Below are 24,285 nucleotides of genomic sequence, written 5' to 3'. Positions count from 1 at the left end.
GAGCGACAGCAGCACCTCCGGGCCGACCCTCAGCGCAACGCACTCCACCGGTAAATTCCGGCGGAAAGGGTCAATAACCGCAAGGACTGCACACCAAATGTTCGCCCGACATCTTGTCTGTTGAGGAATTAATTCCTCTTTCCCAATTGTTTTTAGTCCGTGCCTGTGCACGGGCTGTGGTGGCGCCGTCCGTGTGACGGTGCGCCTGTGATTTCGCTTGTCTTTTCTTTCCGTAACGAGGTCGTATGCCCAGTTCAAAGAAGCCTGCTCCTTCACTTGCCAAAAGCGTCGCCACCAAGCCCGCAGCAGAAAAACCGTTGAAAGCCGGCGTCAAGCCAGCAACTAAGACGGGTGCCGTCGCATCCAAAGCGGCAGCCGCAACGAAAGTGAAAACCGTGCCCACGAAATCGACCTCTCTCGACGATCCCAAGAAGGCAGCCGCCCCGGCCGCCAAGAAAGTCGGCCGCCCGCCGAAGGCCGCCGCTGCAGCCGGCGCCGCCGCACCCGCCACCGGCGCCAAGCGCGGCCGCAAGCCCAAGGCCGACAAGGACGCGCCCGAGAACGACATCGACCTGTCGGACATCGAAGAAGACATTGCCGGTGACGAACCCGTCGCGGCCACGACGACCGAAGAGAAGGTCAAGCCGCTGCGCATGAAGATCAGCAAGGCGAAGGAACGCGCCTTGATGAAGGAGTTCGGCCTCGACGAGACCGTGCTCTCCGAAGAAGACCTGGCCAAGCGCCGCTCGCGCCTGAAGACCCTGATCACGCTGGGCAAGACCCGCGGCTACCTCACGCACGGCGAAATCTCCGACCACTTGCCCGACAAGCTGGTCGACGCCGAGACCATGGAAGTCGTGGTCACCATGTTGAACGACATGGGCGTGGCGGTGTACGAGCAGACGCCCGACGCCGAGACCCTGCTGCTGAACAACACCGCGCCCACAGCCACCACGGTGGAAGAAGCCGAGGAAGAAGCCGAAGCGGCCCTGTCCACGGTGGACAGCGAATTCGGCCGCACCACCGACCCGGTTCGCATGTACATGCGCGAAATGGGCACGGTCGAGCTGCTGACGCGCGAAGGCGAAATCGAAATCGCCAAGCGCATCGAAGGCGGCCTGATGGCCATGATGGAAGCCATCTCGGCCTCCCCCGCCACCATCGCCGAAATCCTGCGCCTGGCCGCTGAAATCCGCGAAGGCAAGGTCGTCATCTCGACCATCGTCGACGGCTTCTCGAACCCCAACGAGGCCGACGACTACGTGGCCGAAGAAGACTTCGACGAGTTCGACGAGGAAGACGACGACGACGGCAAGGGCGGCTCCAAGGCCCTGACCAAGAAGCTCGAAGAACTCAAGAACGAGGCGCTCGCGCGTTTCGACCGCATCGCCGGCATGTTCGAGAAGGTCCACAAGATCTACGACAAGGAAGGCTACGGCACGCCCGCGTACGTCAAGGCCCAGGAAGGCCTGTCCGAAGAGCTGATGACCATCCGCTTCACGGCCAAGACCATCGAGAAGCTGTGCGACCTGGTGCGCACGCAGGTCGACGACGTGCGCAAGAAGGAGCGCGAACTGCGCCGCATCATCGTGGACAAGTGCGGCTTCCCGCAGGAAGAGTTCATCCGCGACTTCAGCGGCTACGACAAGAACGGCAACCGCATCGCCTCGAACCTGCTGAACCTGAAGTGGGTCGAGAAGCAGGCCGCCGCCAACAAGCCCTGGAGCGCCGTGCTCGCGCGCAACATTCCGCCGGTGCAGGAACTGCAGCAGCGCCTGGCCGACATCCAGTCGCGCGTGGTGGTGCCGCTGACCCAGCTGAAGGACATCAACAAGCGCATGAACGAAGGCGAGTCGTCTTCGCGTGACGCCAAGAAGGAAATGATCGAGGCCAACCTGCGCCTCGTGATCTCCATCGCCAAGAAGTACACCAACCGCGGCCTGCAGTTCCTGGACCTGATCCAGGAAGGCAACATCGGCCTGATGAAGGCGGTCGACAAGTTCGAATACCGTCGCGGCTACAAGTTCTCGACCTACGCCACGTGGTGGATCCGCCAGGCCATCACCCGCTCGATCGCCGACCAGGCGCGCACCATCCGCATCCCGGTGCACATGATCGAGACGATCAACAAGATGAACCGCATTTCGCGCCAGCACTTGCAGGAGTTCGGCTTCGAGCCCGACGCCGGCATCCTGGCCGCGAAGATGGAGATTCCGGAAGACAAGATCCGCAAGATCATGAAGATCGCGAAGGAGCCGATCTCCATGGAAACCCCCATCGGCGACGACGACGATTCGCACCTGGGCGACTTCATCGAGGACAGCAGCAACACGGCGCCCATCGAAGCCGCCATGCAGGCCGGTCTTCGCGACGTGGTCAAGGACATCCTGGACAGCCTCACGCCGCGCGAAGCCAAGGTGCTGCGCATGCGCTTCGGCATCGAGATGAGCACCGACCACACGCTGGAAGAAGTGGGCAAGCAGTTCGACGTGACCCGCGAACGCATTCGCCAGATCGAAGCCAAGGCGCTGCGCAAGCTGAAGCACCCGAGCCGCAGCGACAAGCTGCGCAGCTTCATCGACACCCTGTAATCCGGGTTCGCTGAAGCCAAAGCGCCCGCCTTGCCCCTCACCCGGGCGGCGGGCGCTCTCTTTTTTGCAGACGAAACAACCACAACCGCAAGTACAACGGAGCTGTCTTTTCCATGAATCCCGACGCAGACAAACTCTGGAAAGCCCCGCGCTGGGCGCTTGCCGTGCTGCTGGCCGTGCTGGGCATGCTCGGGCCCTTTTCCATCGACACCTACATCCCGGCCTTCTCGGGGATTGCGCAGTCGATCGGCGCGACGCCGGCCGAGATGCAGCAGACGCTCTCGGCCTACCTGTTCGGCTTCGCCTTCATGAACCTGTTCCACGGCGCGCTGTCGGACAGTTTCGGGCGCCGGCCCGTGGTGCTGTGGGGCCTGGCCGTGTTCACCCTCGCCTCGCTGGGCTGCGCGCTGTCGCAGAACATCACGCAGCTGGTGCTGTTCCGCGGGCTGCAGGGGCTGTCGACGGGCGCGGGCATCGTGGTCTCGCGCGCGGTGATCCGCGACATGTTCCCGCCCGCCGAGGCCCAGCGGGTCATGAGCCAGGTGACGATCTATTTCGGCGTGGCACCGGCCATCGCCCCCATCGTGGGCGGCTTCCTGTTCGTGCACGCGGGCTGGCACGCGGTGTTCTGGTTTTTGGTGGCGGTGGGCGTGGTGCTGTTCGCGGCCAACTACAAGCTGCTGCCCGAGACGCTGCACAAGGACCACCGCCAGCCGTTCCAGGTGCGCCACCTGATGCGCGGCTACCGCGACCTGTGCTCCGACCCGCGCTTCCTGCTGCTGGCATTCGCCAGCGGCGTGCCCTTCAATGGCATGTTCCTCTATGTGCTGGCCGCGCCCGCGTTCCTGGGCGACCACCTCGCGCTGCAGCCGCAGCAGTTCTTCTGGTTCTTCCTGCTGACCATCGGCGGCATCATGTTGGGCGCACGCGCCAGCGGTCGCATGGCCGGCAAGGTGGCGCCCAAGCGGCAGATCCGCGACGGCTTCCTCATCATGCTCGTGACCTCGGTGGTCAACGTGGTGGCCAACTTCTTCTTCGACGCGCACGTGGCGTGGGCGCTGTGGCCGCTGGCGGTGTTCGCCTTCGGCTGGGCGCTGATGGTGCCGGTGGTCACGCTGCTGGTGCTCGACCTGCATCCCGAGCGCCGCGGCATGGCCTCGTCGCTGCAGGCCGTGATCGGCTCCACAGCCAACGGCGTGGTGGCCGGCGCCATCGCGCCGCTGGTGATGCATTCGACGCTCGCGCTCGCGCTGACCTCGCTGGGCATGCTCTTGATCGGCCTGGTCGCCTGGGTGTGGCTGCACGGCCGGTGGCCCGAAATCGGGCGGCTGGTGGCGCACGAAGGCTGACAAGGGAGCGCACGCGGCAATGCGCTTCGATGCATTCCTGGCCCACGCGCGCGCCTGGCTGCCGGGCCGCACCACCGTCGATGCGCGTGAACGTGTGCGCGCCGTCGCGGGTGCCGGGCTCGGCCTGCTGGTCACGGCGCTGCTGTCGCATTGGCTCGCGGGCCCGCTGCATGCCAGCGTCTGGCTGATCGCGCCGCTGGGCGCCAGCGCGGTGCTGCTGTTCGCGGTGCCGGCGAGCCCGCTCGCGCAACCCTGGGCGGTGATCGGCGGCAACACCTTGTCCGCGCTGGTCGGCATCGCCTGCGCCAACTGGATTCCCGAGCCCGCCACGGCAGGCGCGGTGGCGGTGGCCCTGGCCATCGGCCTCATGTTCGGCGCACGCTGCCTGCATCCGCCCGGCGGTGCCGCGGCGTTGCTGGCGGTGTTGACCCACACCACGCAGTTCTCGTCCGCCCTCTTCCCCTTCTTCACCAACTCGCTGCTGCTGGTGCTGGCGGGCGTGGCCTACAACTCGCTGACCGGGCGCCGCTATCCGCACGTGCAGGTGGCACGCGCGCCGGCGGCCGACGCACGCTTCAGCCAGGCCGACATCGACGCGGTGCTGGCCCGCTACAACCAGGTGCTGGACATCAGCCGCGACGACCTCGCGTCGCTGATCCAGCAGACCGAACTCGAGTCGTACCAGCGGCGACTGGGCACGCTGCATTGCGCGGACATCATGTCGCCGGCGCCGGTGTCGGTGGAGTTCGGTACGCCGCTGCAGGAGGCCTGGGCGCTGATGCACGAGCGCCGCATCAAGGCCCTGCCCGTCATCGACCGCACGCGCTGCGTGGTCGGCATCGTCACGCAGGCCGACTTCTTTCGCCAGCTCGACCTGCAGCACCACGAGGGCATCGCGGGCAAGCTGCGCGACCTGATCCGCGCCACGCGCACCGTGATGTCCGACAAGCCCGAGGTGGTCGGGCAGATCATGACGCGCCAGGTGCGCGTGGCCAGCGCCGACCGGCCCGTGGTCGACCTGGTGCCGCTGTTTTCCGAGGGCGGGCACCACCACATTCCGATCATCGACGGCGAGAAGCGGCTGACGGGAATGATCACGCAGTCGGATTTCGTGCGGGCGTTGTACCGCGCGGTAGGACCGGCGTAGGGCCTTTGGTATTTCTCCCTCCCCTCCCGGGAGAGGGTCGGGGTGGGGGCACGACGGCGTCCACTGCAACGCAGCGCTTCATCGAAGGCCGCTTGCCCCCATCCCTGCCTTCCCCCGGGAGGGGAAGGGGCAAGACATTCACTCCAGGACGACGTTCGCCTTCTTCACCAACGCCGCGTAGCGCGCCGCCTCGCTGCGGAAGTACGCCGCCGCCTGCTCCGCAGTCGTCGGCTTGATGACGTTCCCCTGCTTGTCCATCGCCTCGCGCACCTCGGCGCTCGTGAACGCGGCGGCCACAGCGTCGTGCACGCGCTGGATGTCCGCCGCCTGCATCTTCGGCGGGCCGATCACCGCGAACCAACCTTCGACCGCGTAGTTCGGCAGCCCCTGCTCCGCGATGGTCGCAATGTCGGGCGCAGCCGGCGACCGGGTCGGGCCGCACAAACCGATGGCGCGCAGCGCGCCGCTCCTGATGTGCTGCTGCACCGCCGGCAGGGCCACCACGCCCATCTCGACCTGCCCGCCGATCATGTCCGTGACCATCGGGCCGGTGCCCTTGTAGGGAATGTGCCGAGCCTTCACGCCGGCCTCGTCCATGAACATCTCGCCGGCCAGGTGAATGATGGTGCCGTTGCCCGACGAGGCGTAGTTGTAGCCGCCGGGTTTGGCGCGCAGCAGCGCCACCAGCTCGGGCACGTTCTTCGCGGGCAGCTTGGGGTTGGCCACCAGCACCAGCGGCGTGGCACCGACCACGCTGATGGGCGTGATGTCGTTGATGGCGTCGAAGGGCATCTTCTTGAACACCGCCGGGTTGATGACATGGTTGTTCGACACCATGCCCAGCGTGAACCCGTCGGGCGGCGCCTTGACGATGGCCCCCGCGCCGGTGATGCCACCCGCGCCGGGCAGGTTCTCGATCACCACCGGCTGGCCGAAGGCCTTGCCGAGCGCCACCGAGGCGGCGCGCACGATGGTGTCGACGCCCGAACCCGCACTGATCGGCAGGATGAAGCGAATGGGTTTGTCCGAACCCTGCGCCAGCGCGGGGCACGCGGCCACGGCGGCAGCGCACGCACCGAAGCCCAACACAGAGCGGCGGTTCAAGCGGCTCATCGAGGAAAGTTTCTGGGTCATGGTCTTGTCTCTCTTTATGTTTTGAAGAATCTCAGGGCTCAGGCCACCGCGGAATCGGCATGCAAGGCGTCCACCTGCTCGCGCGCATAGCCCAGCTCGGCCAGCAGCTCGCGCGTGTGCTCGCCGAGCGTCGGCGGATGCAGCCGCACGCCGAGCCGGTCGCCGCCCAGCGTGATCGGGAACAGCGTGGTCTGCGCCATTTCGCCGGCGCGCTCGCCGTCCGGCAGTCGGATGTCCGCGAGCCCGCCGGTGGCCTTGAGGTGCGGATCGTCGTACAGGTCCTGCGGCCGCACGATCGGCGCGAAGGGCAGGCCCCTGGCTTCGAAGATCGCCGACAGTTCCGCCGCCGACCGGTCGGCCAGGCGCACGCGCAGGTCGGCCAGCAGCGTCGGGCGCATCCGCACGCGGTCGTTGTTGGTGAGCAGCGCCGGGTCGGCCTTCAGGTCGGCGAAGCCCAGCGCGTCGCAGAAAGTCTTCCACTGCGCGTCGCTCACCGCAGCCAGAAAGATCTGCTCGCCGTCTTTCACGGTGAACACGTCGTACAGCGCCCAGGCCGAGATGCGATCGGGCATCGGCGCGGCCGCCTGCCCCGTGATGGCGTACTGCAGCATGTGCTGGCCGACCAGGAACACGTTGTTCTCGAACAGCGCCGACTGCACCTCCTGCCCCTTGCCGGTCTCGGCGCGCTGCATCAGCGCGGCGATGGCGCCGATGGCGCCGAACATGCCGCCCATGATGTCGTTCACGCTGGTGCCCGCCCGCAGCGGGTCGCCCGGGCGGCCCGTCATGTAGGCCAGCCCGCCCATCATCTGCACCACCTCGTCGAGCGCGGTGCGGTGCTCGTACGGGCCGGGCAGAAAGCCCGTGTGGTTCACGTACACGAGGCGCGGGTTGAGCTTGCCGAGCGCGGCGTAGCCCAGGCCGTACTTGTCCATGGTGCCGGGCTTGAAGTTCTGCGCCACCACGTCGGCCGTGGCGCACAGGCGCAGCGCGGCCTCCAGGCCCTGCGGGTGCCGCAGGTCGAGCGCGATGCTCTTCTTGTTACGGTTGAACATGGGGAAGAAGCCCGCGCCCGCGCCCAGCAGGTGCCGCGTGCGGTCGCCGTCGATGGGCTCGACCTTGATCACCTCCGCGCCCAGGTCGGCCAGCACCATGCCGCAGGTCGGGCCCATCACCATGTGCGTGAACTCGACCACGCGGATGCCGGCGAGCGGCAGGCGCTTTGCTTCGGTGGTGGCCGTGCTCATGCCGCGACCCCTTCCGAAACCGCGACGGGGACTGCGAACGTCTTGGGAAAGCCCGCGCGCCACACCGTGCCCTGCAGCATCTCGCCTTCCAGCCACCCGGCCACGCGAGCGCGCAGCTCGAGCAGCTTGGGCAGGTCGACGCCGGTGGCCACGCCCATGCTCTCGAGCATGAAGACGAGGTCTTCGGTGTCGACGTTGCCGCTGGCGCCGGGCGCATGCGGGCAGCCGCCGATGCCGGCCAGGCAGGCGTCGAAGCGCGTGATGCCAACCTCCAGCGCCGCGTACACGTTCGCCAGCCCCATGCCGCGCGTGTCGTGGAAATGGCCGCACCACAGCCGGTCGCCCGCGATGCGCAGGGCGCGCTCGAACAGGCTGCGCACCATCGCCGGATCGGCGTAGCCGACGGTGTCGGCCAGGCTCACGCGGTCGGCGCCCGCATCGAGCAAAGCCTGCATCAGCCGCAGCACCTCGTCGGGCGCGACATGGCCCTGCAGCGTGCAACCGAAAGCCGTGCCCACGCCGCCGTCGATCAGCGTCTTGGAGCCCGCCGCGTCGCGCGCCGCGCGGATGCGGGCCACCTCGGCCACCACCTCGTCGGGCGTCTTGCGCAGGTTGGCCAGGCTGTGCGCATGGCTGGCCGAGAGCGGCACGATCACCAGGTCGGCCTCGCCTGCAATGGCACGCTCCGCGCCCTTGAGGTTGGGCACCAGCACCGAGGCGAAGAGCCCCGGCAGCGTCTTCGCGAAGGCCAGCAGTTCGGCCGTGTCGGCCAGTTGCGGGAGCAGGTGCGCGGGCACGAACGAGCCGACCTCGATCTCGCGCTGGCCTGCGGCGTGCGCGTCGCGGATCCATTCGAGCTTGCGGGCGGTGGGCAGCACACGGGCGATGCTCTGCAGGCCGTCGCGCAGGCCTACTTCGCGAACGACCGCACGCGGCGGCAGGAAGGCGTGAATCAAAACTTTGTCTCCGTCGTGGGGGGGTACGGCGTGAATATTAGAAGTTCCGATCTGGTCCAGAAGGTATATTTTGGAAGCCAATAGCTTCCAGATCGGAACACCATGCGCGACCTCGACCTCACCACCCTGCGCCTGTTCGTTTCCGTCTGCGAAACCCGCAGCATCGCGCGCGCCGGCGAGCAGGCCAGCATCGTCGGCTCGGCCATCAGCAAGCGGCTGGCGCAGCTGGAAGACGCAGTGGGCACGCCGCTGCTGCTGCGCAAGCGCCGCGGCGTGGTGCCGACGCCGGCCGGCGAAACCCTGCTGGAACACGCCCGCGCCATGCTCGGCAGCGCCCACCGCATCGAGCGCGACATGGCCGCCTATGCCGGCGGCGCGCGCGGACATGTGCGCATCCTGGCCTCGGCCTCGGTCATGGCCGAGTCGCTGGCCGAAGACGTCGCGGGCTTCCTTCAAGACCCGGCGAACCGCAACATCCGCGTCGACATGGAGGAGCGCGTGAGCCCGGAGATCGTGCGCGGCATCCGCGAGGGCAGTGCCTCCATCGGCCTGTGCTGGGACGCCGCCGACCTCGACGGGCTGGAGCGGCGCAGCTACCGCAGCGACCACCTGGCCATCGTCGCGCACCCCTCGCACCCCGTGGCGCGGCACGACGCCGTGAGCTTCGCGCAGGTGCTCGACCACGAGTTCGTCGGCATGCCCGCGCTGAGCGCCGTGCAGCTGATGCTCGCGCGCGAGGCGGCGGTGGCGGGCAAGCCGCTGGTGTACCGGGTGCTGGTGTCCAACTTCGACGCCGCGCTGCGCGTGGTGCGCGCGGGGCTGGCCATCAGCGTGGTGCCGGCGGAAGTGGCGCGGCCCTTCACGGACGCCTTCGGCCTGCGGCTGATGCCGCTGACCGACGCCTGGGCACGGCGGCGCTTCGCGATCTGCTTTCGCGGCGGGGCGGCGCTGTCGCCGTCGGCGCAGCTGCTGGTTGCGCACCTGGAGCGGTGCGCCACGGACTGAGCTGCATTCGTCCGGAATCAGAAACTATCCATTGCCCTGGAGGCGGTTTTTATTTCAGTTCCCGCAACCTAGCATCGGCGCACTGTCACCCTTCATCGCACACCGAAAGACCGCCATGTTCCGCAGAGCCCTTCTCTCCACCGCCGCCCTCACCGCCTTCACCGCACTTGTGAGCCTCGCGCCGCTGGCGCAAGCCGCCCAGCCGCTCCAGCTCGACGTGTACAACCCCGGCACGAAATCGATGTTTCCGGTCTCCTCCGACATCGTCACCGGCCAGACCGACGCCGTGCTGATCGACGCGCAGTTCCAGCGCAACGACGCCGAGGCGCTGGTGCAGAAGATCAAGGCCACCGGCAAGAAGCTCACCACCGTCTACATCAGCCACAGCGACCCCGACTACTACTTCGGTCTCGACGTGGTGCAGGCCGCCTTCCCCGACGCGAAGATCGTCGCCACGCCGCAGACCGTGGCCGCCATCCAGGCCTCAAAGGACGGCAAGCTCGCGCACTGGGGCCCGATCCTGAAGGACAACGCGCCCAAGGCGCTGGTGGTGCCCGAAGCATTGGTCGGCGACAGCCTGACGCTCGAAGGCCGCAAGATCCAGGTCGTCGGCCTCGACGGCCCCACGCCCGAGCGCACCTTTGCGTGGATTCCGTCGCTGAAGGCCGTGGTCGGCGGCATTCCCGTGTCGGCCAACATCCATGTGTGGGTGGCCGACACGCAAACGCCCGCATCGCGCCGCGACTGGGTCAAGACCCTGGACCGCATCAGCGCACTGCACCCGAAGACCGTGGTGCCCGGCCACTACCTGCCGAACGCGAACGGCTCGGCGCCGTACACGGTGGCGTCGGTGAAGTTCACGCGCGACTACCTGAAAGCCTTCGAGGTCGAAGCCACCAAGGCGAAGGACTCGGCCGCGCTCATCGCCGCAATGAAGAAGCGCTACCCCACGCTGCAAGACACCTCGTCGCTGGAACTCGGCGCCAAGGTCGTCAAGGGAGAAATGAAATGGCCGCAATGAACGACACCGCCAAGGCAGGCGCCACGCTGCACTACATCTTCGACCCGCTGTGCGGCTGGTGCTACGCCGCCGCGCCGCTGGTGGCCGCGGCACGCGGCGTGCCGGGCCTGGAGGTCGCGTTCCATGGCGGCGGCATGATGACCGGCGCCAACCGCCGCGCCATCACGCCGCAGTGGCGCGAGTACGTGATGCCGCACGACCGGCGCATCACCGAGATGACGGGCCAGCCTTTCGGCGAGGGCTACTTCGAAGGCCTGCTGCGCGACACCGGCGCGGTGATGGATTCGGAGCCGCCGACCACCGCCGCCCTTGCGGCCGAGTCGCTGCGTGCGGGTGGCGGGCTGGACATGGTGCACCGCCTGCAGCAGGCGCACTACGTGGAAGGCCGCCGCATCGCCGATGCCGACGTGCTGGCCGCGATGGCCGTCGACATCGGCTTCGACGCCGACGCCTTCAAGGCCGAATTCGCGCGGCTGTCGGGCGAGGCGACCGCGCAGCACATCGCAGACAGCCGCCAGCTGCTGCAGCGCGCAGGCGGCCAGGGCTTTCCGACCTTCGTGCTGGTGCAGGCCGACGGCCGTGCCAGCCGCATCGACGCAGGCAACTGGCTGGGCCGCGCCGACGACTGGAAGGCGCACCTGGCAAGCCTGCAGCAGCCCGTCTAGCGCGCAACGCCCAGCAGCCGGTCGAGCACCTCGGGCTGCGTGCGCAGGGTCGAGGCCTTGTCGGTGTGCACGATGGTCCCGTGGTCCAGCACCACGGCCTCGTCGGAAATCGCCAGGATCGCCTGCGGGTGCTGCTCCACGACGATCGCGGCCAGCCCCTCGTCCTGCGTGATGCGGCGAATGGCCCGCAGCAGCTCTTCCACGATGATGGGCGCGAGCCCTTCGAGCGGCTCGTCGAGCAGCAGCAGCCTGGGGTTGAGCACCAGCGCGCGGCCCACGGCCAGCATCTGCTGCTCCCCGCCCGAGAGCTGCGTGCCCAGGTTGGTCTTGCGCTCGGCCAGGCGCGGGAACATCTCGTAGACGCGCTGCGCGTTCCAGGGATTGGAAGTCGCTCCAGGCCTGCCGGGACGCTCCACGGCCGTGAGGTTCTCGTGCACCGTGAGCGACTTGAAGATGTTGCGCTCCTGCGGCACCCAGCCGATGCCGGCCGCCGCGCGCTGGTGCGGCGCCAGCTTGTGCAGCGCCTGTCCGCCCAGCGCGATGGTGCCGCCGTGCTGGCGCGTGGCGCCCGCGAGCGTGTTGATGAGCGTGGTCTTGCCCGTGCCGTTGCGGCCCAGCAGCGCCAGCGTCTGGCCCTCGCCGAGCGTGAAGGCCACGTCGTGCAGCACCACGGCTTCGCCGTAGCCGGCGCTCAGGTTTTCTATGCGCAGCAACTCAGACATGGGCGCTTTCTCCATGGCCCAGATAGACCTCTTTCACCTTCGGATCGTTGGCGATGGTTTCGGGATCGCCTTCGGTCAACAGCGTGCCGTTGACCAGCACCGTCATGCGCGTGGCGAAACTGAATACCAGGTCCATGTCGTGCTCGATGAGCAGCACTGACACGTCGGCCGGCAACGCGGCCACGGTCTGCAGCAGCTCTTCGCGCTCGCCGGCAGGCACGCCCGCCACCGGTTCGTCGAGCAGCAGCACGCGCGGCTCGCAGGCCAGTGCGATGGCGATCTCGAGCAGCCGGCGCTTGCCGTAGGCCAGGTGCTTGACCTGCTGCTTTGCCACATCGCTCAGATGGAACTGTTCGAGCAGTTGCGTCGCACGCTCGGCCACCGCCGTGCTGGCGCCGAGCGGGCGCCACCACTGCGCACCGACGCCCTGGTGTTGCGACACCACGAGCGCCAGCGTTTCCAGCGGCGTCATCGAGTCGAACAGCTGGTTGATCTGAAAGGTGCGCACCAGCCCGCGCGCCACGCGCTTGTGCGGCGCCAGGTTCGTGATGTCTTCGCCCAGCAGCGTGATGCGGCCTTCGCTCGGCGTGAGCACGCCCGTCAGCTGGTTGATGAGCGTGGTCTTGCCCGCGCCGTTGGGGCCGATCAGCGCATGGCGGGCGCCGCGCTTCAGGTCCATCGTCACGTTGTTGGTGGCGGTGATGCCGCCGAAGCGCATCACCAATCCGTGGGTCGAAAGCACGGTATCTGTCATGCCGCACCGCCCTTCTTCTTGCCACCGCCGAACCATGTCCAGGGCTTGAACAGCCGTTCGCGCCCCACGAGCACCAGCAGCACCAGGATCAGCCCGATCCAGAACATCCAGTACTGCGGCGTGACGGCCGACAACCAGGTCTGCAGCAGCTTGAACACGATGGCACCCGCCACGCCGCCGTACAGCCAGCCCACGCCGCCGATGACCAGCATCAGCAGCACGTCGGCCGAGCGGTCGAAGGCCAGCACGTCGAGCGATGCGAAGCCGGTGGTCTGCGCCAGCAGCGCACCCGCGGCACCGGCAATGCCGGCCGCGATGGTGTAGACCGTGGCCAACCGCGCCACCACCGGAATGCCGATGGCCATGGCGCGCAGCCGGTTGTCGCGAATGGCCTTCAGCGTGGCGCCGAAGGGCGAATGCACCAGCCGGCGCATCAGCAGGAACAGCACCAGCATCACGGCCAGCGAATACCAGGCGGCCGTGCGGCCGTACAGGTCGAATTCGAACAGGCCGAGCACCGGCCCCATCACCACGCCCTGCAGGCCGTCGGCGCCGCCGGTGAGCCAGTCCAGCTTGTTCGCGAGTTCGAGCAGCAGCAGCGCGGTGCCCAGCGTCACCATCAGCCGCGTGAGGTCGCTGCCGCGCAAGACGGTCACGCTGGCGACGAGGCCCAGCACGGCCGACAGCACGGTCGCCACCACCAGGCCCACGGTCGGGTCGGGCATCACGAGCTTGGCGAACAGCGCCGCCGCATACGCGCCGAAGCCGAAGAAGGCCGCATGCCCCAGCGACACGATGCCGGTGTAGCCCAGGATCAGGTCGAGCGACATCGCGAACAGCGCGACGATGGCGATCTCGTTGACCAGCAGCGAGTGCGAAGGCATGACGAGCGGCAGCGCAAAGGCTGCGGCCCACACCACGAATTCGATCGGGCGCCAGCGTGACTTGCGCAGCAGGGCCGACTGGAAGTCGGCGGTGGACGGCGCGCTCATCAGCGGCCTCCCTTGCGCGTGAACAGGCCCTGCGGGCGCCACATCAATATCAGGATCATCAGCAGGTACACCGTGAAGGCGCCCATCTTCGGAATGAAGTACTTGCCCGCCACGTCGGCGATGCCCAGCAGCAGCGCCGCCGCGAGCGGCCCGGTGATCGACGAGGTGCCGCCGACCGACACCACGATCAGGAAATAGATCATGTACTTGAGCGGAAAGGTCGGGTCGAGCCCCAGAATCTCCGCGCCCAGCGCACCACCCAGGCCTGCCAGGCCGGAGCCCACGGCGAAGGTCAGCAGGAACACGATGTTCACGTTGATGCCCAGCCCCGCCGCCACGCGCGGATCGTCGACAGCGGCGCGCAGGCGGCTGCCGAAGCGGGTCTTCGACAGGATGAGCTGCAGCACCACGGTGAGCACGGCGCACACGCCGATGATGAACAGGCGGTAGTGCCCCATGCCCAGCATGAAGGCGCCGTCGCCGATCTCGGTGCGCCCGCGCAGCCACTCGGGCAGCTGCACGTTCTGCTGCGAGGAGCCCACGAAGTAGTCGATGGCCGCCACCGCCATGAAGGCGAGGCCGATGGAAAACAGCACCTGGTCGAGGTGCGACTTGCCGTACATGGGCCGGTAGAGCGTGCGTTCGAGCAGCGCCCCTGCAAGGCCGACCACGATGAACGCGAGCGGCAGGCAGGCCAGGAAAGGCAGGCCCAGCTTCTGCATCGCGAACACCGTGAGGTAGCCGCCGGCCATGGCAAAGGCACCGTGCGCGAGGTTGATGAAGTTCATCAACCCCAGCGTCACGGCAAGGCCGACTGCCAGCACGAAGAGCAGCATGCCGTAGGCGATGCCGTCGAAAAGAATGGTCAACATGTCAGTGTTTCAGGAGCTTGTTGCGGCTCGCAGTGGGTTCTGGGGCGCTTTTGTCTTGCACGAGTTGCTGTTCGGGGCGGGTGAACAGGCCGCCGGGTACTCCCCTCCGCGAATGTCCCCCGCCTTCGGCTCCTCCTTTATTTCGCTGCGGGGAGCACCCGACGCCCTGTTCACCCGGGCACGCTGTCGGGTCGTGGCCGATCAACGACCGCGGCTGACAACGATCATGCCGGCGGGGTGATCGCGCCCCGAATGCCCTCTCAGTCTCCGACCTGCAGCGAAGAAACCTACTTCGTCTTGCCCGGATCCTTCACGCTCTTGATCACGTCGAACTCGACGTTGTAGAGCTGGCCGTCCTTCTTCTCGACCTTGCGCAGGTACACGTCCTGCACCACGTCGCGGGTCTGCGCGTCGATCATCATCTGGCCGCGCGGGCTTTCGAAGACCTGGCCCTTCATCGCGGCCAGCAGCGCGTCGCCGCCGCCCTGGCCCTTGGTGGTCTTGAGCGCTTCGTAGATCACGCGCATGCCGTCATAGCCGCCCACGGCCATGAAGTTGGGGCGCAGCTTGGGGTTGGCCTTCTGGAACGCCTCGACGAACTTCTTGTTCATGGCCGAGGGGTGCGCCGCCGAGTAATGGTGCGAGGTGACCACGCCCAGCGCGCCGTCGCCCATGTCGTTGAGCTGATCGTCGTCCGTCACGTCGCCGGTGGCGATGAGCTTGATGCCGGCCTTGTCCATGCCGCGCTCCAGAAACTGCTTCATCACCGCCGCGCCCGCGCCCGAGGGCACGAACACGAACAGCGCGTCGGGCTTGGCGTCGCGCACCTTCTGCAGGAACGGCGCGAAGTCGGGGTTGCGCAGCGGCACGCGCAGCTTGTCGATCACCTTGCCGCCGTTGAGCTGGAAGCGCTCGCTGAAGAACTTCTCGGCGTCGTTGCCCGGGCCGTAGTCGGCCACCAGCGTCACGACCGTCTTGATGCCGTTCTTCGGCGCCCAGTCGCCCATGGGCACCGACACCTGCGGCAGCGTGAAGCCCGAGCGAATGATGTAGGGCGAGGCCTCCGTGATGCTCGAGGTGGCCGCGGCCATCACGAGCTGGGGCGTCTTCGACTGGGTGGCGATGGGCGCCACGGCCAGGGCCAGGGGCGTCAGGCCGAAGCCGGCCAGCACGTTGACCTTGTCGTTCACCACCAGTTCCTGCGCCAGGCGCTTGGTGACGTCGGGCAGGCCGGTGTCGTCCTTGACGATCAGCTCGACCTTCTTGCCGGCCACGGTGTCGCCGTTCTGGGCCATGTACAGGCGCGCGGCGGCTTCGATCTGGCGGCCGGTGGAGGCCGACTGGCCGGTCATCGGCAGGATGAGGCCGATCTTGAACTTGTTGTCCTGGGCGCTGGCCAGCGACATTGAAAGCGCGAGCGCCGACAAGGCGGCGGTCTGGATGAGATGGCGTCTTTGCATGTTTTTTCCTTCAGGGACAGAACGCGAAACCGGGGCTATTTTCAACACTTTGCAACATTCTGCGGAGCAGGCATTCACCTACCCGGCCCCTCTCGCGGGCCTTTGTTGCGCGATCAACAAATGAACTGCGCGATCATCGCGCAAGGTGGCTGGGGCTGCGCTTGCGGCGTCAGCTGTCGGCGCGGTACGCCGAGTCGAGCGTGAGCGTACCCACGGCGCGTGACACGCAGGCGCAAATGCGCGTGGTCGACGCTTTTTCGTGCTCGCTCAGGAACACGTCGCGGTGGTCGATCTGGCCGTCGACGGCCAGCACGTCCATGGCGCACAGGCCGCATTCGCCGCGCTTGCAGTCCCACAGGGTCTGCACGCCGGCGGCGTCCAGCGCTTCGAGCAGCGTGCAGTCGGCCGGCACGGTGATCGTCAGGTCATGGCGGGGAATGCGCACCTGGAAGGGCTGGGTGGCGTAGCGCCCGCTGCTGCCGAAGGTTTCGAAGCGCAGGTCTTCGATGGGCCGGCCGGCCGCGTGCCAGGCGCGCTTGAGCGCTTCGAGCATCGGCACCGGGCCGCAGGTGTAGAGCTGGCCGCTGGGCGGCAGCGCGGCAATGGCGGCCGCGAAATCGATGGGCGCCGAGCCTTCGTGGGCCGAGACGCCCTCGCCCAGTGCGCTCCGCAGTTGCGAGAGATAGCCGAACTCGCCCGCGTGGCGCGCGCCGTAGAGCATCTTCACCGGCACGCCGCTGCGCTTTGCGTGCGCGCCCAGGCGCTGCGCCATCAGCACCAGCGGCGTGATGCCGATGCCGCCCGCCACCAGCAGGTAGCCGGGCGCGGACAGGTCGAGCGCGAAGTGGTTCTGCGGCGCGCTCACCTGCAGGCGATCGCCCACCGACAGTTGCCACATGGCGAGCGAGCCGCCACGGCCGTCGTCGAGCCGCTTCACGGCAATGCGCCAGCACTGGCCGTCGCCCTCGCCGACCAGCGAGTACGAGCGGGTCTGCACCTTGCCCTGCGCCGTCATCACCTGCACCTGCAGGTGGGCGCCGGGTTCACAGGGGCCGGCAAAGCCGCCGTCGGGGCGCAGTTCGAACTCGCGCACGGTGGGCGTCACGTCGCGCAGCGCCACGACCTGCGCCTGCATCCATTGAAGATCGCTTTTCATCGGGGAAACACCAAAGACGAAGAAGGGAGAAAGACGGCCGCTCAGCCGCGGCGGCGGATCAGTTGCACGCCCGGCAACGGGCGCTGCTCGGCGCTCGGCGTGCCGTGCAGCGCCTCGCGCAGGTTGCGCCGCGCAATGCGGCTGTGCTCGCGCATCAGCGCCTCGGCGCGCGAGCCTTCGCCGGACTCGATGGCGTCGAGCACCTGCAGGTGCTGGTCTTGCGCGATGACGAGCATGTCGCGCGCGGCGGGCGAATTGGCCTGCACGATGACGAAGCCCGAGGGCGAGGCGAACGGCAGGTTGACCACGCGCTCCAGCTGCTGCGCGATGACGGGGCTGCCCGCCATTTCGCACAGCAGCGCATGAAAGCGCTCGTTGTGCGTCACGTAGCGCGAGAAGGCCGCGTCGTCGAGCGCGGGCTCGCGCAGCAGCTCGTCGATGCGCTGCAGGCAGGCACGCGCCTCGCGCAGCACCACGGGCGCCGCGCCGCGCTCGGCCGCGAGCCGCGCGACCAGGCCTTCGAGCGTGCCGCGCAGCTCGATGGCGTCGGCCACGTCGCGTTCGGAAAACGTGCGCACCGCATAGCCGCCGTTCGGCAGGGCTTCGAGCAGGCCTTCCTGCTCCAGCCGCATCAGCGCCGTGCGCACCGGGGTGCGCGACACGCCGAGCTGTTCGGAGATGGCCACCTCGGCAATGCGCGCACCGCCGGGCAGCTCGCCCGCCAGGATCATTTCGCGCAGCCGCAGCTGCGCCTTCACGCCCTGCGAACTGCCGCTGTCGCCGGGCTCGGCGGCGCTGGAAACTGCCGCGACCTTCATGCGGCCTGCTTCTGAACGGCGTCGACGGGACGGATCGGAATCGCGGTGCGCGCGGGCTTTTCCTTCTCGACCATGCGGTCGATCAGCCGGCGCGCCCACATCGACCCGGCATCGATGTTGAGGTTGTAGAACTGGTGGTCGGGGTGGTCGTCCATGGCCTTTTGCTGGGCCTCGAGCACCAGCTCGTCCTCGCGGAAGATGCCGGCCACGCCCTCGCGCAGCTCGTGCGTGAGGCGCTGCTCGCCGATGCAGTAGTTGCGCGAGAAGGCCCAGAAGTACAGGCAGGTCTTGTCGGTCTCGGGCGTGATGGTGTTGAGCACGTAGCCGTTGACGCCCTTGCTGCGGTCGCCGGCATCGTCGCCCTTGGGCACCGCGCCGCTGCCCGCCTCGGCCACGCCGACGTCGATGTTCACCGTGCACGGGCCTTCGAAACGAATGATCTGCCAGCGGTCGACCTTGCCCGTGTAGCCGCGCGCATGGCGGATCTGGCCGCCCCAGAACGGCGGCGGGTCGATGTTTTCCATCCAGCGCGTGACGGTGGCCGATCGGTCGCCGTGCGTGGCCACGAAAGGCGCCTCGGCCACCTCGCGGTTGCCGATGGACGAGCCGTGCACGAAGGTCTCGTGCGTCAGGTCCATGAGGTTGTCGACCACCAGGCGGTAGTCGCAGTGGACGCGGATCATCTTGCCGTCGCCGGCCCAGGCCGGGTCGTCGTTCCAGTGCATGTCCGGAATGAGCGCCGGGTCGGCCTTGGCCGGATCGCCGGGCCAGATCCACACGAAGCGGTGCTTCTCCACCGCCGGAAAGCTGCGCACGCAGGCCGAGGGGTTGAGCGTTTCCTGGCTCGGCATGTGGGTGCAGCGGCCCTGGCTGTTGTAGACCAGGCCGTGGTAGCCGCAGACCAGCTCGTCGCCCTCCAGGCGGCCCAGCGACAGCGGCATCAGCCGGTGCCAGCAGGCGTCTTCCAGCACGGCCACCTGGCCGTCGGTGCGGCGGAACAGCACCACTTTCTGGTTGCAGATGGTGCGCGGCAGCAGCGCGTGACGCACTTCGACGTCGTAGGCGGCGGCATACCAGGCATTCAATGGAAAGGCAGTCGTGGGCGTTTTCATGAATACCCAATGTATACAGAAATCGCCGAATTTCCAGTGAAATGTGGCTTTTTCAGGGTAAACACTGAGCCTTCTGTATACGCTTACCTTCGCCTTGAAGGCGCTACGATGCCTTTCGTTCCCCCCAAATCAAGACGGAGTCATCCATGTCACAGCACGTCGCATTGCCCGCCCGCTACGACCACGTGGGCAGTTTCCTGCGCCCGAAGTTCCTGCTCGAAGCCCGCGAGCAAAAGGCCAAGGGCGAGATCACGCCCGAGCAGCTTCGCCTGGTCGAAGACAAGGCCATCACCGAGATCGTGAAGTTCCAGGAAGACATCGGCCTCAAGAGCATCACCGACGGCGAGTTCCGCCGCACGTACTTCCACATCGACTTTCTCGACCAGCTCGGCGGCGTGAAGACCGACATCCCGGTCACCATCCGCAAGCCCGACGGCACCGAGGAACTGGCCCCGCCCGCGATGCGCGTGATCGACAAGGTTCGCCACATCAAGGACATCCAGCTGGCCGACTTCCAGTACCTGAAGAGCCAGGTCGCCGCAGGCAACACGCCCAAGGTGACCATTCCCTCGCCGACCATGCTGCACTTTCGCGGCGGGCGCGCCGGCATCAGCAAAGAGGCCTACCCCGAGCTCGACCCGGCCTTCTACGACGACGTGGCCAAGGCCTATGGCGACGAGTTGCGCTCGCTGGCCGCGGCCGGCTGCAACTACGTGCAGATGGACGACACCAACCTGGCCTACCTGTGCGACGAGCACATGCGCGAAGCGGCACGCAAGCGCGGCGACGACCCGAACGAGCTGCCGCACCGCTACGCCGCCTTCATCAACAAGGTGGTGGCGCAAAAGCCGCCCGGCATGCTGCTGGCCATGCACCTGTGCCGCGGCAACTTCAAGAGCACGCATGCCGCCGCCGGCAACTACGAGCCGGTGGCCGAGGCGCTCCTGAAGGAAATGGACCTGGACGCCTACTTCATGGAATACGACGACGCCCGCTCGGGCGACTTCAAGCCGCTGCGCTTCCTGCCCAAGGGCAAGACCGTGGTGCTGGGCCTGGTGACCACCAAGTTCGGCCAGATGGAAGACAAGGACGAGCTGAAGCGCCGCATTGACGACGCCGCCAAGTACGCCTCGCTCGACCAGCTGGCGCTGTCGCCGCAATGCGGCTTCTCCAGCACGGTGCACGGCAACAACATCGCGGTGGAAGCGCAGCGCGCCAAGCTGCGCCTGGTGGTCGAGACGGCACAGGACGTCTGGGGCTCGACCTGATGCGTTGAGGGCCGGTTTCTGGTGAAGTCGCACCCCATGACGACAACCCTCTACTCCGGTCCCCTCAGCATGTTCGGCGCCAAGGTCGAGATCGCGGCACGCGAGAAAGGCGTGCCCTTCGACCTCGTCATGGTGCCCTTCACCACCGACGACGCCTACGAGCCCAAGCATCCCGAGGTGCTGCGCGTGAACCCGGTGAAGCAGCAGGTGCCCGTGTGGGTCGACACCGCAGACGGCGGGGTGTCGCTGTTCGACTCGACGCAGATCTTCGAGTACATCGAAGACCGCTACCCCGGCCCCGCGCACCTCGCGCTGTGGCCGCAGGGCATTGCCGAGCGGGCCCGTGCGCGGCAGCTGGAGCAGAAGTCGGACGAGGTGTTCTTCCCGAAGGTCATCAGGCTCTTCGGCCTGCAGCACGACATGAAGGGTGCCGCCGCGTTGACGGCCTGCGCCGGCTGCGCACGCTTCTACGAAGAGTTGGAAGGGCTGCTCGCCACGCGCGACTACTTGGCGGGCCCCTATTCTTTCGCCGACATCGCCTTCTACATGGCGTGCGTGTTCGCCGACCGCAAGGGCGCCGGCATGACCGGTGCCACGCCGCGCCTGCTGGCCTGGCGCACGCGCGTGGGCGAGCGGCCGGCCGTGCGCGCGGTGGTCGACCCGATGATGGCGTTCCTGGCCTCGCACGGGCGCGGCGTGCCGGCCTTCCTCGAGCGGTGAGGGGGTTCGGCGGGGCCGCGGCGCCACGCTGAGGCATCATCGACCCATGCCTATTGCAAGCGCCTCGCGGTTCGACTGGCTGCCCTCGCCCTCGCAGCATTTCCTCGTCGTCACCTTCGCACTGCTCGTCTACGTGCTGACCACGCGCGCGCGCCGCGAGCAGCGTGCGCCCACCACGGCCATCGCCTGGGTCATGGGGCTGGTGCTGATGCCGTACTTCATCCTGCCGATGTACCTGCTGTTCGGCCAGCGCAAGCTGCGCCCGGCGGGCTCGCCCCGCCCGCCGCGCTCGGTGCCGCCGGGCCACTGGGCCGCCGACCTGATCGAGAGCTTCGGCCTCGCGCCGCCGGGGCGTTGCGCCATCCGCATGCATGCCGACGGCGAGGCCGCGCGCGAAGCGCTGTGGCAGGTGATCGACGGCGCGCGCGAGCGCATCGACGTGTGCACCTTCATCATCGGCAACGACGCGCTCGGCCACGCCGTGCTCGAGCGCCTGGCCCAGCGCGCGCGCCAGGGCATCAAGGTGCGCGTGCTGCTCGACGGCTTCGGTGCGCTCTCGCTGCCGCGCCATCACTTCGACCGGCTGCGCGCGGCCGGGGGCGAGGTGGCTGTGTTCCGCCCCTTCTTCAGCCTGCGCCGCATCGGCCCGCGCAACCTGCGCAACCACCGCAAGTTCACCATTGCCGACGACGGCTGGCTCTGGTCGGGCGGGCGCAACCTGGCGGGCGAATACTTCACCGGCAACGACAAGCACCCCCAGGCCTGGCTCGACCTGTCGTTCGACCTGCGCGGCAGCGTGGCCGCGGCCGCCGCGCGCCAGTTCGACCACGACTGGGCCTCGGTGCGCCCGCGCAAGGCGCGCGCCATCGCGTGCGACGACGTGCCCGAAGGCCCCGGCACGGCCATGGCCCAGTTCCTGCCGAGCGGCCCCGACCAGACCGAGGACACGGCGCACGCGCTGCTGATCGACGCGTGCTTTCGCGCCGAACACCGCGTGCTGGCCATCACGCCCTACTTCGTGCCCGGCGACGGCCTGCGCGACGCGCTGCGGCTGGCCGCGCGGCGCGGCGTGCAGGTGACCATCGCGATGCCCGCGGTGTCGAACCACCGCCTGGCCGACTTCGTGCGCGCCCGCGCCATGCGCGACCTGGCGCGCGCGGGCGTGAGCTTTCGCATGCTGCCCTTCATGGCGCACGCCAAGGCGGTCGTGGTCGACGATGAACTGGCGATGTGCGGCTCGATCAACCTCGACCTGCGCAGCCTGCTGCTGAACCACGAGGCGGCGGTGGTGTTTTACGACGCCACAGAAATCGACTGGCTGGCCGAGTGGATCGAGACCACCGCCTCGGCCGGCGAGCCCTACCGCGCGCGCCGCCCCGGGCTGATGCGCGACCTGGCCGAAGGCCTGCTGCTGACGGTTGCTTTCCAGTTGTAATCTGAGTGCGCAAATGCAACGCTTGTGCAACAAACAGAACGCGTTCACTACAATTCCCACCGGTTCCGGTAGTTGACCCCGGCCCGGGGTTAACCGATGCGAGCCTTCTTCTCGCTGCGCGCACTGGCAAGCGTGGTGCTTCCAACGCTGTTCGCGCTGTGTGGAATGACAGCCGCTTTCACACCCGCCCATGCCGCCATGGACGACATCGGCCGCGCGGCGCCCAGCACGCACCGCCTGAAGCTCATCGTCGACCCCGAGCTCGCCGCCGGCATCGGCCCCGCCGAAGCCGGCCGCCGGCTTGCGCAGTACGTGGCCGACGTCAACACGGTGTTCACCCGCGAAACCGTGCGCAGCTTCGTCTTCGACCCCACCACCGACCTGCAGCTGGTGCCGCCCGCCGCCGCGCCGCAGTGCGCCCACAACGGCCTGGTCAACGGCGAAGTGGTGGTGTGCATCGGCAAGTCCACCCGCGGCTACAGCCACGGCGGGCTGTCCACCAGCTGGACCTTTCCGCAGAAGGGCGTGGCCTGGAACCTGAACTGGGTCGCCATCCATGACCCCCTGCGCCTGTCGCGCGCGCCCAGCGCGGGGGTGCCCGAATCCACCGAAAAAGACTACCTCGGCCGCCAGCTCAAGACCCTGCTGCACGAACTGGAGCATGTGTTCGGCGCCGGCGCGGGCGAGTACTACAACGGCATTGCCGTGACCGACACCACCGGCGTGGCGCCCGTCGTCGACCTGGCCCTGGCCAACGACAGCGACCGCTACTGGTGGACGCGCCAGCACTGGCGCCTCGACCCGCTGCTGGGCACCGTGTTCGAACAGCGCCGCGACCCGGCCGCCAACCGCATCGCGACGCTGGACATGATTCGCTTCACGCCCGGCACCAAGGCCAACATCGACACCGACTGGACCGACTGGCCCAAGCTCGGCAGTTCGAAGTTCATGGCGGCCACCACCGGCACCCAGGTGCGCGTGACCGACCGTGACACCGGCGCCGCACTGCCGGGCGCGCAGGTGTCGGTGTGGCGCAACCCCGGCGTGGGCAAGCCGCTGGTGATGCTGGTGACCGGCGTGGCCGATGCGTCGGGGCGCTTCGTGTTCGACTGGGACTGCGGCTTCAGCTGCTTCGCGGTGGGCAAGTCGACGCTGCTGGTGAAGGCGCATGCGCAGAACCGCGCGCCGGGCGCGAGCTGGTTCACCATCTTCGATGCGTTCGAGCAGAAGGCCGTGCAGGGCCAGCCGATGTTCACCATCGACCTGGCGCTGGGCGGCATCGACGTGACGCCGCCGACCGTGTCGTTGGCTGCGCCGTCCACCGCCACGGTGGGCCAGCCCACCGTGATCGCGCCTGCGGTGGTGGACAACGTGGGTGTGTGGGGCGTCAAGGTGCTGGGCCGCGACAGCATTCCGATCTGCACCTTCACCGCCCCGCCCTACACCTGCAGCTGGACGCCGACGAGCGCGGGCATGCAGACGATCCGGGTCATCGGCGTGGACGCGGCGGGCAACACCGCAGTGGCGTCGGCCAACATCATCGTGAACCCGCCGAGCCTGGCAACGCCGCCGGCCGTGGCGATGACCGCCCCGTCCGACGCCGCGGCGCGCGCGCCGGCGCAGCTGGCGGCCAATGCCTCGGCCAACGTGGCGGAACTGAGCTTCATCGTCGACGGCAAGACCGTGTGCAGCCTGCAGGCCGCGCCCTTCTCCTGCCGCTGGACGCCCAGCGCAGCGGGCTACGCGAACATCGAGGCGCGCGCCGTGGATGCGGCCGGCAACGTCGCGAGCGTGTCCGCACTGACACGTGTGAACCCGTAGCGCCGCAGCGCCACGGCCTTTCGTGCAGGCCTTGGCGAGA

21 protein-coding genes and 1 pseudogene are annotated in these 24,285 nt (G+C 68.0%); 10 read left to right on the top strand and 12 right to left on the bottom strand.

Annotation, left to right across the window (positions count from 1 at the left end):
• Positions 1-70 precede the first annotated feature (70 nt).
• Complete coding sequence (locus ACSFA5_RS08215; protein ID WP_435443532.1) at positions 71-403, bottom strand: hypothetical protein; 333 nt, start codon at positions 401-403, stop codon at positions 71-73.
• On the opposite strand from ACSFA5_RS08215, the gene rpoD reads away from it, so the two are divergent.
• From rpoD to ACSFA5_RS08200, 3 genes are all read left to right on the top strand, one after another.
• Positions 396-2,591, top strand: a complete 2,196-nt coding sequence (gene rpoD / locus ACSFA5_RS08210) for an RNA polymerase sigma factor RpoD (protein ID WP_435443531.1) — start codon at positions 396-398, stop codon at positions 2,589-2,591. The genes ACSFA5_RS08215 and rpoD overlap by 8 nt on opposite strands.
• A 113-nt stretch (positions 2,592-2,704) precedes the next feature.
• Complete coding sequence (locus ACSFA5_RS08205; protein WP_435443530.1) at positions 2,705-3,940, top strand: multidrug effflux MFS transporter; 1,236 nt, start codon at positions 2,705-2,707, stop codon at positions 3,938-3,940.
• Between the two features lie 19 nt (positions 3,941-3,959).
• Positions 3,960-5,087: an HPP family protein gene (locus ACSFA5_RS08200; protein ID WP_435443529.1), complete on the top strand. Its 1,128-nt coding sequence runs from the start codon at positions 3,960-3,962 to the stop codon at positions 5,085-5,087.
• Between the two features lie 138 nt (positions 5,088-5,225).
• On the opposite strand, the gene ACSFA5_RS08195 is transcribed toward ACSFA5_RS08200, so the two are convergent.
• From ACSFA5_RS08195 to ACSFA5_RS08185, 3 genes are read right to left on the bottom strand one after another with little or no spacing between them, the layout of a single operon-like run.
• The gene (locus ACSFA5_RS08195; protein WP_435443528.1) at positions 5,226-6,221 is read right to left on the bottom strand and encodes a tripartite tricarboxylate transporter substrate binding protein; all 996 of its coding nucleotides are present in this window, start codon (positions 6,219-6,221) and stop codon (positions 5,226-5,228) included.
• A gap of 38 nt (positions 6,222-6,259) precedes the next feature.
• Positions 6,260-7,468, bottom strand: a complete 1,209-nt coding sequence (locus ACSFA5_RS08190) for a CaiB/BaiF CoA transferase family protein (protein WP_435443527.1) — start codon at positions 7,466-7,468, stop codon at positions 6,260-6,262.
• The gene (locus tag ACSFA5_RS08185; RefSeq protein WP_435443526.1) at positions 7,465-8,424 is read right to left on the bottom strand and encodes a hydroxymethylglutaryl-CoA lyase; all 960 of its coding nucleotides are present in this window, start codon (positions 8,422-8,424) and stop codon (positions 7,465-7,467) included. Before ACSFA5_RS08185 ends, ACSFA5_RS08190 begins: the two co-directional genes overlap by 4 nt.
• Positions 8,425-8,526: 102 nt before the next feature.
• Between ACSFA5_RS08185 and ACSFA5_RS08180 the strand changes: the two genes are divergently transcribed.
• The 3 genes and pseudogenes from ACSFA5_RS08180 to ACSFA5_RS08170 all read left to right on the top strand — a co-directional run bounded on the left by ACSFA5_RS08180 (position 8,527) and on the right by ACSFA5_RS08170 (position 11,115).
• Positions 8,527-9,429 carry a LysR family transcriptional regulator gene (locus ACSFA5_RS08180; protein WP_435443525.1) on the top strand — a complete coding sequence of 301 codons (903 nt, stop codon included), beginning with the start codon at positions 8,527-8,529 and terminating at the stop codon, positions 9,427-9,429.
• Between the two features lie 115 nt (positions 9,430-9,544).
• Positions 9,545-10,444: pseudogene (locus ACSFA5_RS08175) on the top strand (MBL fold metallo-hydrolase); the annotation flags it as partial.
• A complete protein-coding gene (locus tag ACSFA5_RS08170; RefSeq protein WP_435443524.1) occupies positions 10,438-11,115 on the top strand; it encodes a DsbA family protein in 678 nt (225 codons plus the stop codon). The pseudogene ACSFA5_RS08175 and the gene ACSFA5_RS08170, both read left to right, overlap by 7 nt.
• Here the strand turns inward: ACSFA5_RS08170 and ACSFA5_RS08165 are convergent.
• From ACSFA5_RS08165 to ACSFA5_RS08130, 8 genes are all read right to left on the bottom strand, one after another.
• Positions 11,112-11,837, bottom strand: coding sequence for an ABC transporter ATP-binding protein (locus tag ACSFA5_RS08165; RefSeq protein ID WP_435443523.1), 726 nt, complete (start codon positions 11,835-11,837; stop codon positions 11,112-11,114). The two genes, ACSFA5_RS08170 and ACSFA5_RS08165, sit on opposite strands and share 4 nt — an antisense overlap.
• Positions 11,830-12,591 (bottom strand): ABC transporter ATP-binding protein, encoded by a 762-nt coding sequence (locus ACSFA5_RS08160; RefSeq protein WP_435443522.1) that lies wholly within the window; start codon positions 12,589-12,591, stop codon positions 11,830-11,832. Before ACSFA5_RS08160 ends, ACSFA5_RS08165 begins: the two co-directional genes overlap by 8 nt.
• Positions 12,588-13,583, bottom strand: a complete 996-nt coding sequence (locus ACSFA5_RS08155) for a branched-chain amino acid ABC transporter permease (protein ID WP_435443521.1) — start codon at positions 13,581-13,583, stop codon at positions 12,588-12,590. Before ACSFA5_RS08155 ends, ACSFA5_RS08160 begins: the two co-directional genes overlap by 4 nt.
• Entirely contained in the window at positions 13,583-14,455 is an 873-nt protein-coding gene (locus tag ACSFA5_RS08150; protein WP_116907984.1) for a branched-chain amino acid ABC transporter permease, read from the bottom strand. The genes ACSFA5_RS08155 and ACSFA5_RS08150 overlap by 1 nt, the downstream gene beginning before the upstream one ends.
• Positions 14,456-14,742: 287 nt before the next feature.
• On the bottom strand, positions 14,743-15,915 hold the full coding sequence (locus ACSFA5_RS08145) for an ABC transporter substrate-binding protein (protein WP_435443520.1): 1,173 nt from the start codon (positions 15,913-15,915) through the stop codon (positions 14,743-14,745).
• Between the two features lie 169 nt (positions 15,916-16,084).
• Positions 16,085-17,071 carry a PDR/VanB family oxidoreductase gene (locus ACSFA5_RS08140; protein ID WP_435443519.1) on the bottom strand — a complete coding sequence of 329 codons (987 nt, stop codon included), beginning with the start codon at positions 17,069-17,071 and terminating at the stop codon, positions 16,085-16,087.
• Between the two features lie 41 nt (positions 17,072-17,112).
• Positions 17,113-17,889: a GntR family transcriptional regulator gene (locus ACSFA5_RS08135; protein ID WP_435443518.1), complete on the bottom strand. Its 777-nt coding sequence runs from the start codon at positions 17,887-17,889 to the stop codon at positions 17,113-17,115.
• Positions 17,886-19,001 carry an aromatic ring-hydroxylating dioxygenase subunit alpha gene (locus ACSFA5_RS08130; RefSeq protein ID WP_435443517.1) on the bottom strand — a complete coding sequence of 372 codons (1,116 nt, stop codon included), beginning with the start codon at positions 18,999-19,001 and terminating at the stop codon, positions 17,886-17,888. The genes ACSFA5_RS08135 and ACSFA5_RS08130 overlap by 4 nt, the downstream gene beginning before the upstream one ends.
• A gap of 146 nt (positions 19,002-19,147) precedes the next feature.
• Here ACSFA5_RS08130 and ACSFA5_RS08125 point away from each other — a divergent pair, with 146 nt between their 5' ends.
• From ACSFA5_RS08125 to ACSFA5_RS08110, 4 genes are all read left to right on the top strand, one after another.
• A complete protein-coding gene (locus ACSFA5_RS08125; protein ID WP_435443516.1) occupies positions 19,148-20,269 on the top strand; it encodes a 5-methyltetrahydropteroyltriglutamate--homocysteine S-methyltransferase in 1,122 nt (373 codons plus the stop codon).
• A 36-nt stretch (positions 20,270-20,305) separates the two neighbouring features.
• Positions 20,306-20,989 carry a glutathione S-transferase family protein gene (locus ACSFA5_RS08120; RefSeq protein ID WP_435443515.1) on the top strand — a complete coding sequence of 228 codons (684 nt, stop codon included), beginning with the start codon at positions 20,306-20,308 and terminating at the stop codon, positions 20,987-20,989.
• Between the two features lie 46 nt (positions 20,990-21,035).
• A complete protein-coding gene (locus ACSFA5_RS08115; protein ID WP_435443514.1) occupies positions 21,036-22,424 on the top strand; it encodes a phospholipase D-like domain-containing protein in 1,389 nt (462 codons plus the stop codon).
• 198 nt (positions 22,425-22,622) lie between these two features.
• Positions 22,623-24,245: an Ig-like domain-containing protein gene (locus ACSFA5_RS08110; protein ID WP_435443513.1), complete on the top strand. Its 1,623-nt coding sequence runs from the start codon at positions 22,623-22,625 to the stop codon at positions 24,243-24,245.
• Positions 24,246-24,285: the final 40 nt, after the last annotated feature.

The sequence above is a fragment of the Variovorax monticola genome (assembly GCF_051216855.1).
GTDB lineage: Bacteria > Pseudomonadota > Gammaproteobacteria > Burkholderiales > Burkholderiaceae_C > Variovorax.
Note: the sequence above shows the minus strand (reverse complement) of the source record. Positions and strands in the feature narration are given on the sequence as shown.

What these genes read in the sequence shown, in the direction of transcription:
- ACSFA5_RS08130 (WP_435443517.1), bottom strand. Translation starts at nt 19,001, where the DNA reads ATGAAAACGCCCACGACTGCCTTTCCATTGAATGCCTGGTATGCCGCC.
- ACSFA5_RS08110 (WP_435443513.1), top strand. Translation starts at nt 22,623, where the DNA reads ATGGACGACATCGGCCGCGCGGCGCCCAGCACGCACCGCCTGAAGCTC.
- ACSFA5_RS08150 (WP_116907984.1), bottom strand. Translation starts at nt 14,455, where the DNA reads ATGTTGACCATTCTTTTCGACGGCATCGCCTACGGCATGCTGCTCTTC.
- ACSFA5_RS08155 (WP_435443521.1), bottom strand. Translation starts at nt 13,583, where the DNA reads ATGAGCGCGCCGTCCACCGCCGACTTCCAGTCGGCCCTGCTGCGCAAG.
- ACSFA5_RS08140 (WP_435443519.1), bottom strand. Translation starts at nt 17,071, where the DNA reads ATGAAAAGCGATCTTCAATGGATGCAGGCGCAGGTCGTGGCGCTGCGC.
- ACSFA5_RS08205 (WP_435443530.1), top strand. Translation starts at nt 2,705, where the DNA reads ATGAATCCCGACGCAGACAAACTCTGGAAAGCCCCGCGCTGGGCGCTT.
- ACSFA5_RS08160 (WP_435443522.1), bottom strand. Translation starts at nt 12,591, where the DNA reads ATGACAGATACCGTGCTTTCGACCCACGGATTGGTGATGCGCTTCGGC.
- ACSFA5_RS08170 (WP_435443524.1), top strand. Translation starts at nt 10,438, where the DNA reads ATGGCCGCAATGAACGACACCGCCAAGGCAGGCGCCACGCTGCACTAC.
- ACSFA5_RS08125 (WP_435443516.1), top strand. Translation starts at nt 19,148, where the DNA reads ATGTCACAGCACGTCGCATTGCCCGCCCGCTACGACCACGTGGGCAGT.
- ACSFA5_RS08135 (WP_435443518.1), bottom strand. Translation starts at nt 17,889, where the DNA reads ATGAAGGTCGCGGCAGTTTCCAGCGCCGCCGAGCCCGGCGACAGCGGC.
- ACSFA5_RS08190 (WP_435443527.1), bottom strand. Translation starts at nt 7,468, where the DNA reads ATGAGCACGGCCACCACCGAAGCAAAGCGCCTGCCGCTCGCCGGCATC.
- ACSFA5_RS08115 (WP_435443514.1), top strand. Translation starts at nt 21,036, where the DNA reads ATGCCTATTGCAAGCGCCTCGCGGTTCGACTGGCTGCCCTCGCCCTCG.
- ACSFA5_RS08165 (WP_435443523.1), bottom strand. Translation starts at nt 11,837, where the DNA reads ATGTCTGAGTTGCTGCGCATAGAAAACCTGAGCGCCGGCTACGGCGAA.
- ACSFA5_RS08120 (WP_435443515.1), top strand. Translation starts at nt 20,306, where the DNA reads ATGACGACAACCCTCTACTCCGGTCCCCTCAGCATGTTCGGCGCCAAG.
- ACSFA5_RS08180 (WP_435443525.1), top strand. Translation starts at nt 8,527, where the DNA reads ATGCGCGACCTCGACCTCACCACCCTGCGCCTGTTCGTTTCCGTCTGC.
- ACSFA5_RS08145 (WP_435443520.1), bottom strand. Translation starts at nt 15,915, where the DNA reads ATGCAAAGACGCCATCTCATCCAGACCGCCGCCTTGTCGGCGCTCGCG.
- ACSFA5_RS08195 (WP_435443528.1), bottom strand. Translation starts at nt 6,221, where the DNA reads ATGACCCAGAAACTTTCCTCGATGAGCCGCTTGAACCGCCGCTCTGTG.
- ACSFA5_RS08200 (WP_435443529.1), top strand. Translation starts at nt 3,960, where the DNA reads ATGCGCTTCGATGCATTCCTGGCCCACGCGCGCGCCTGGCTGCCGGGC.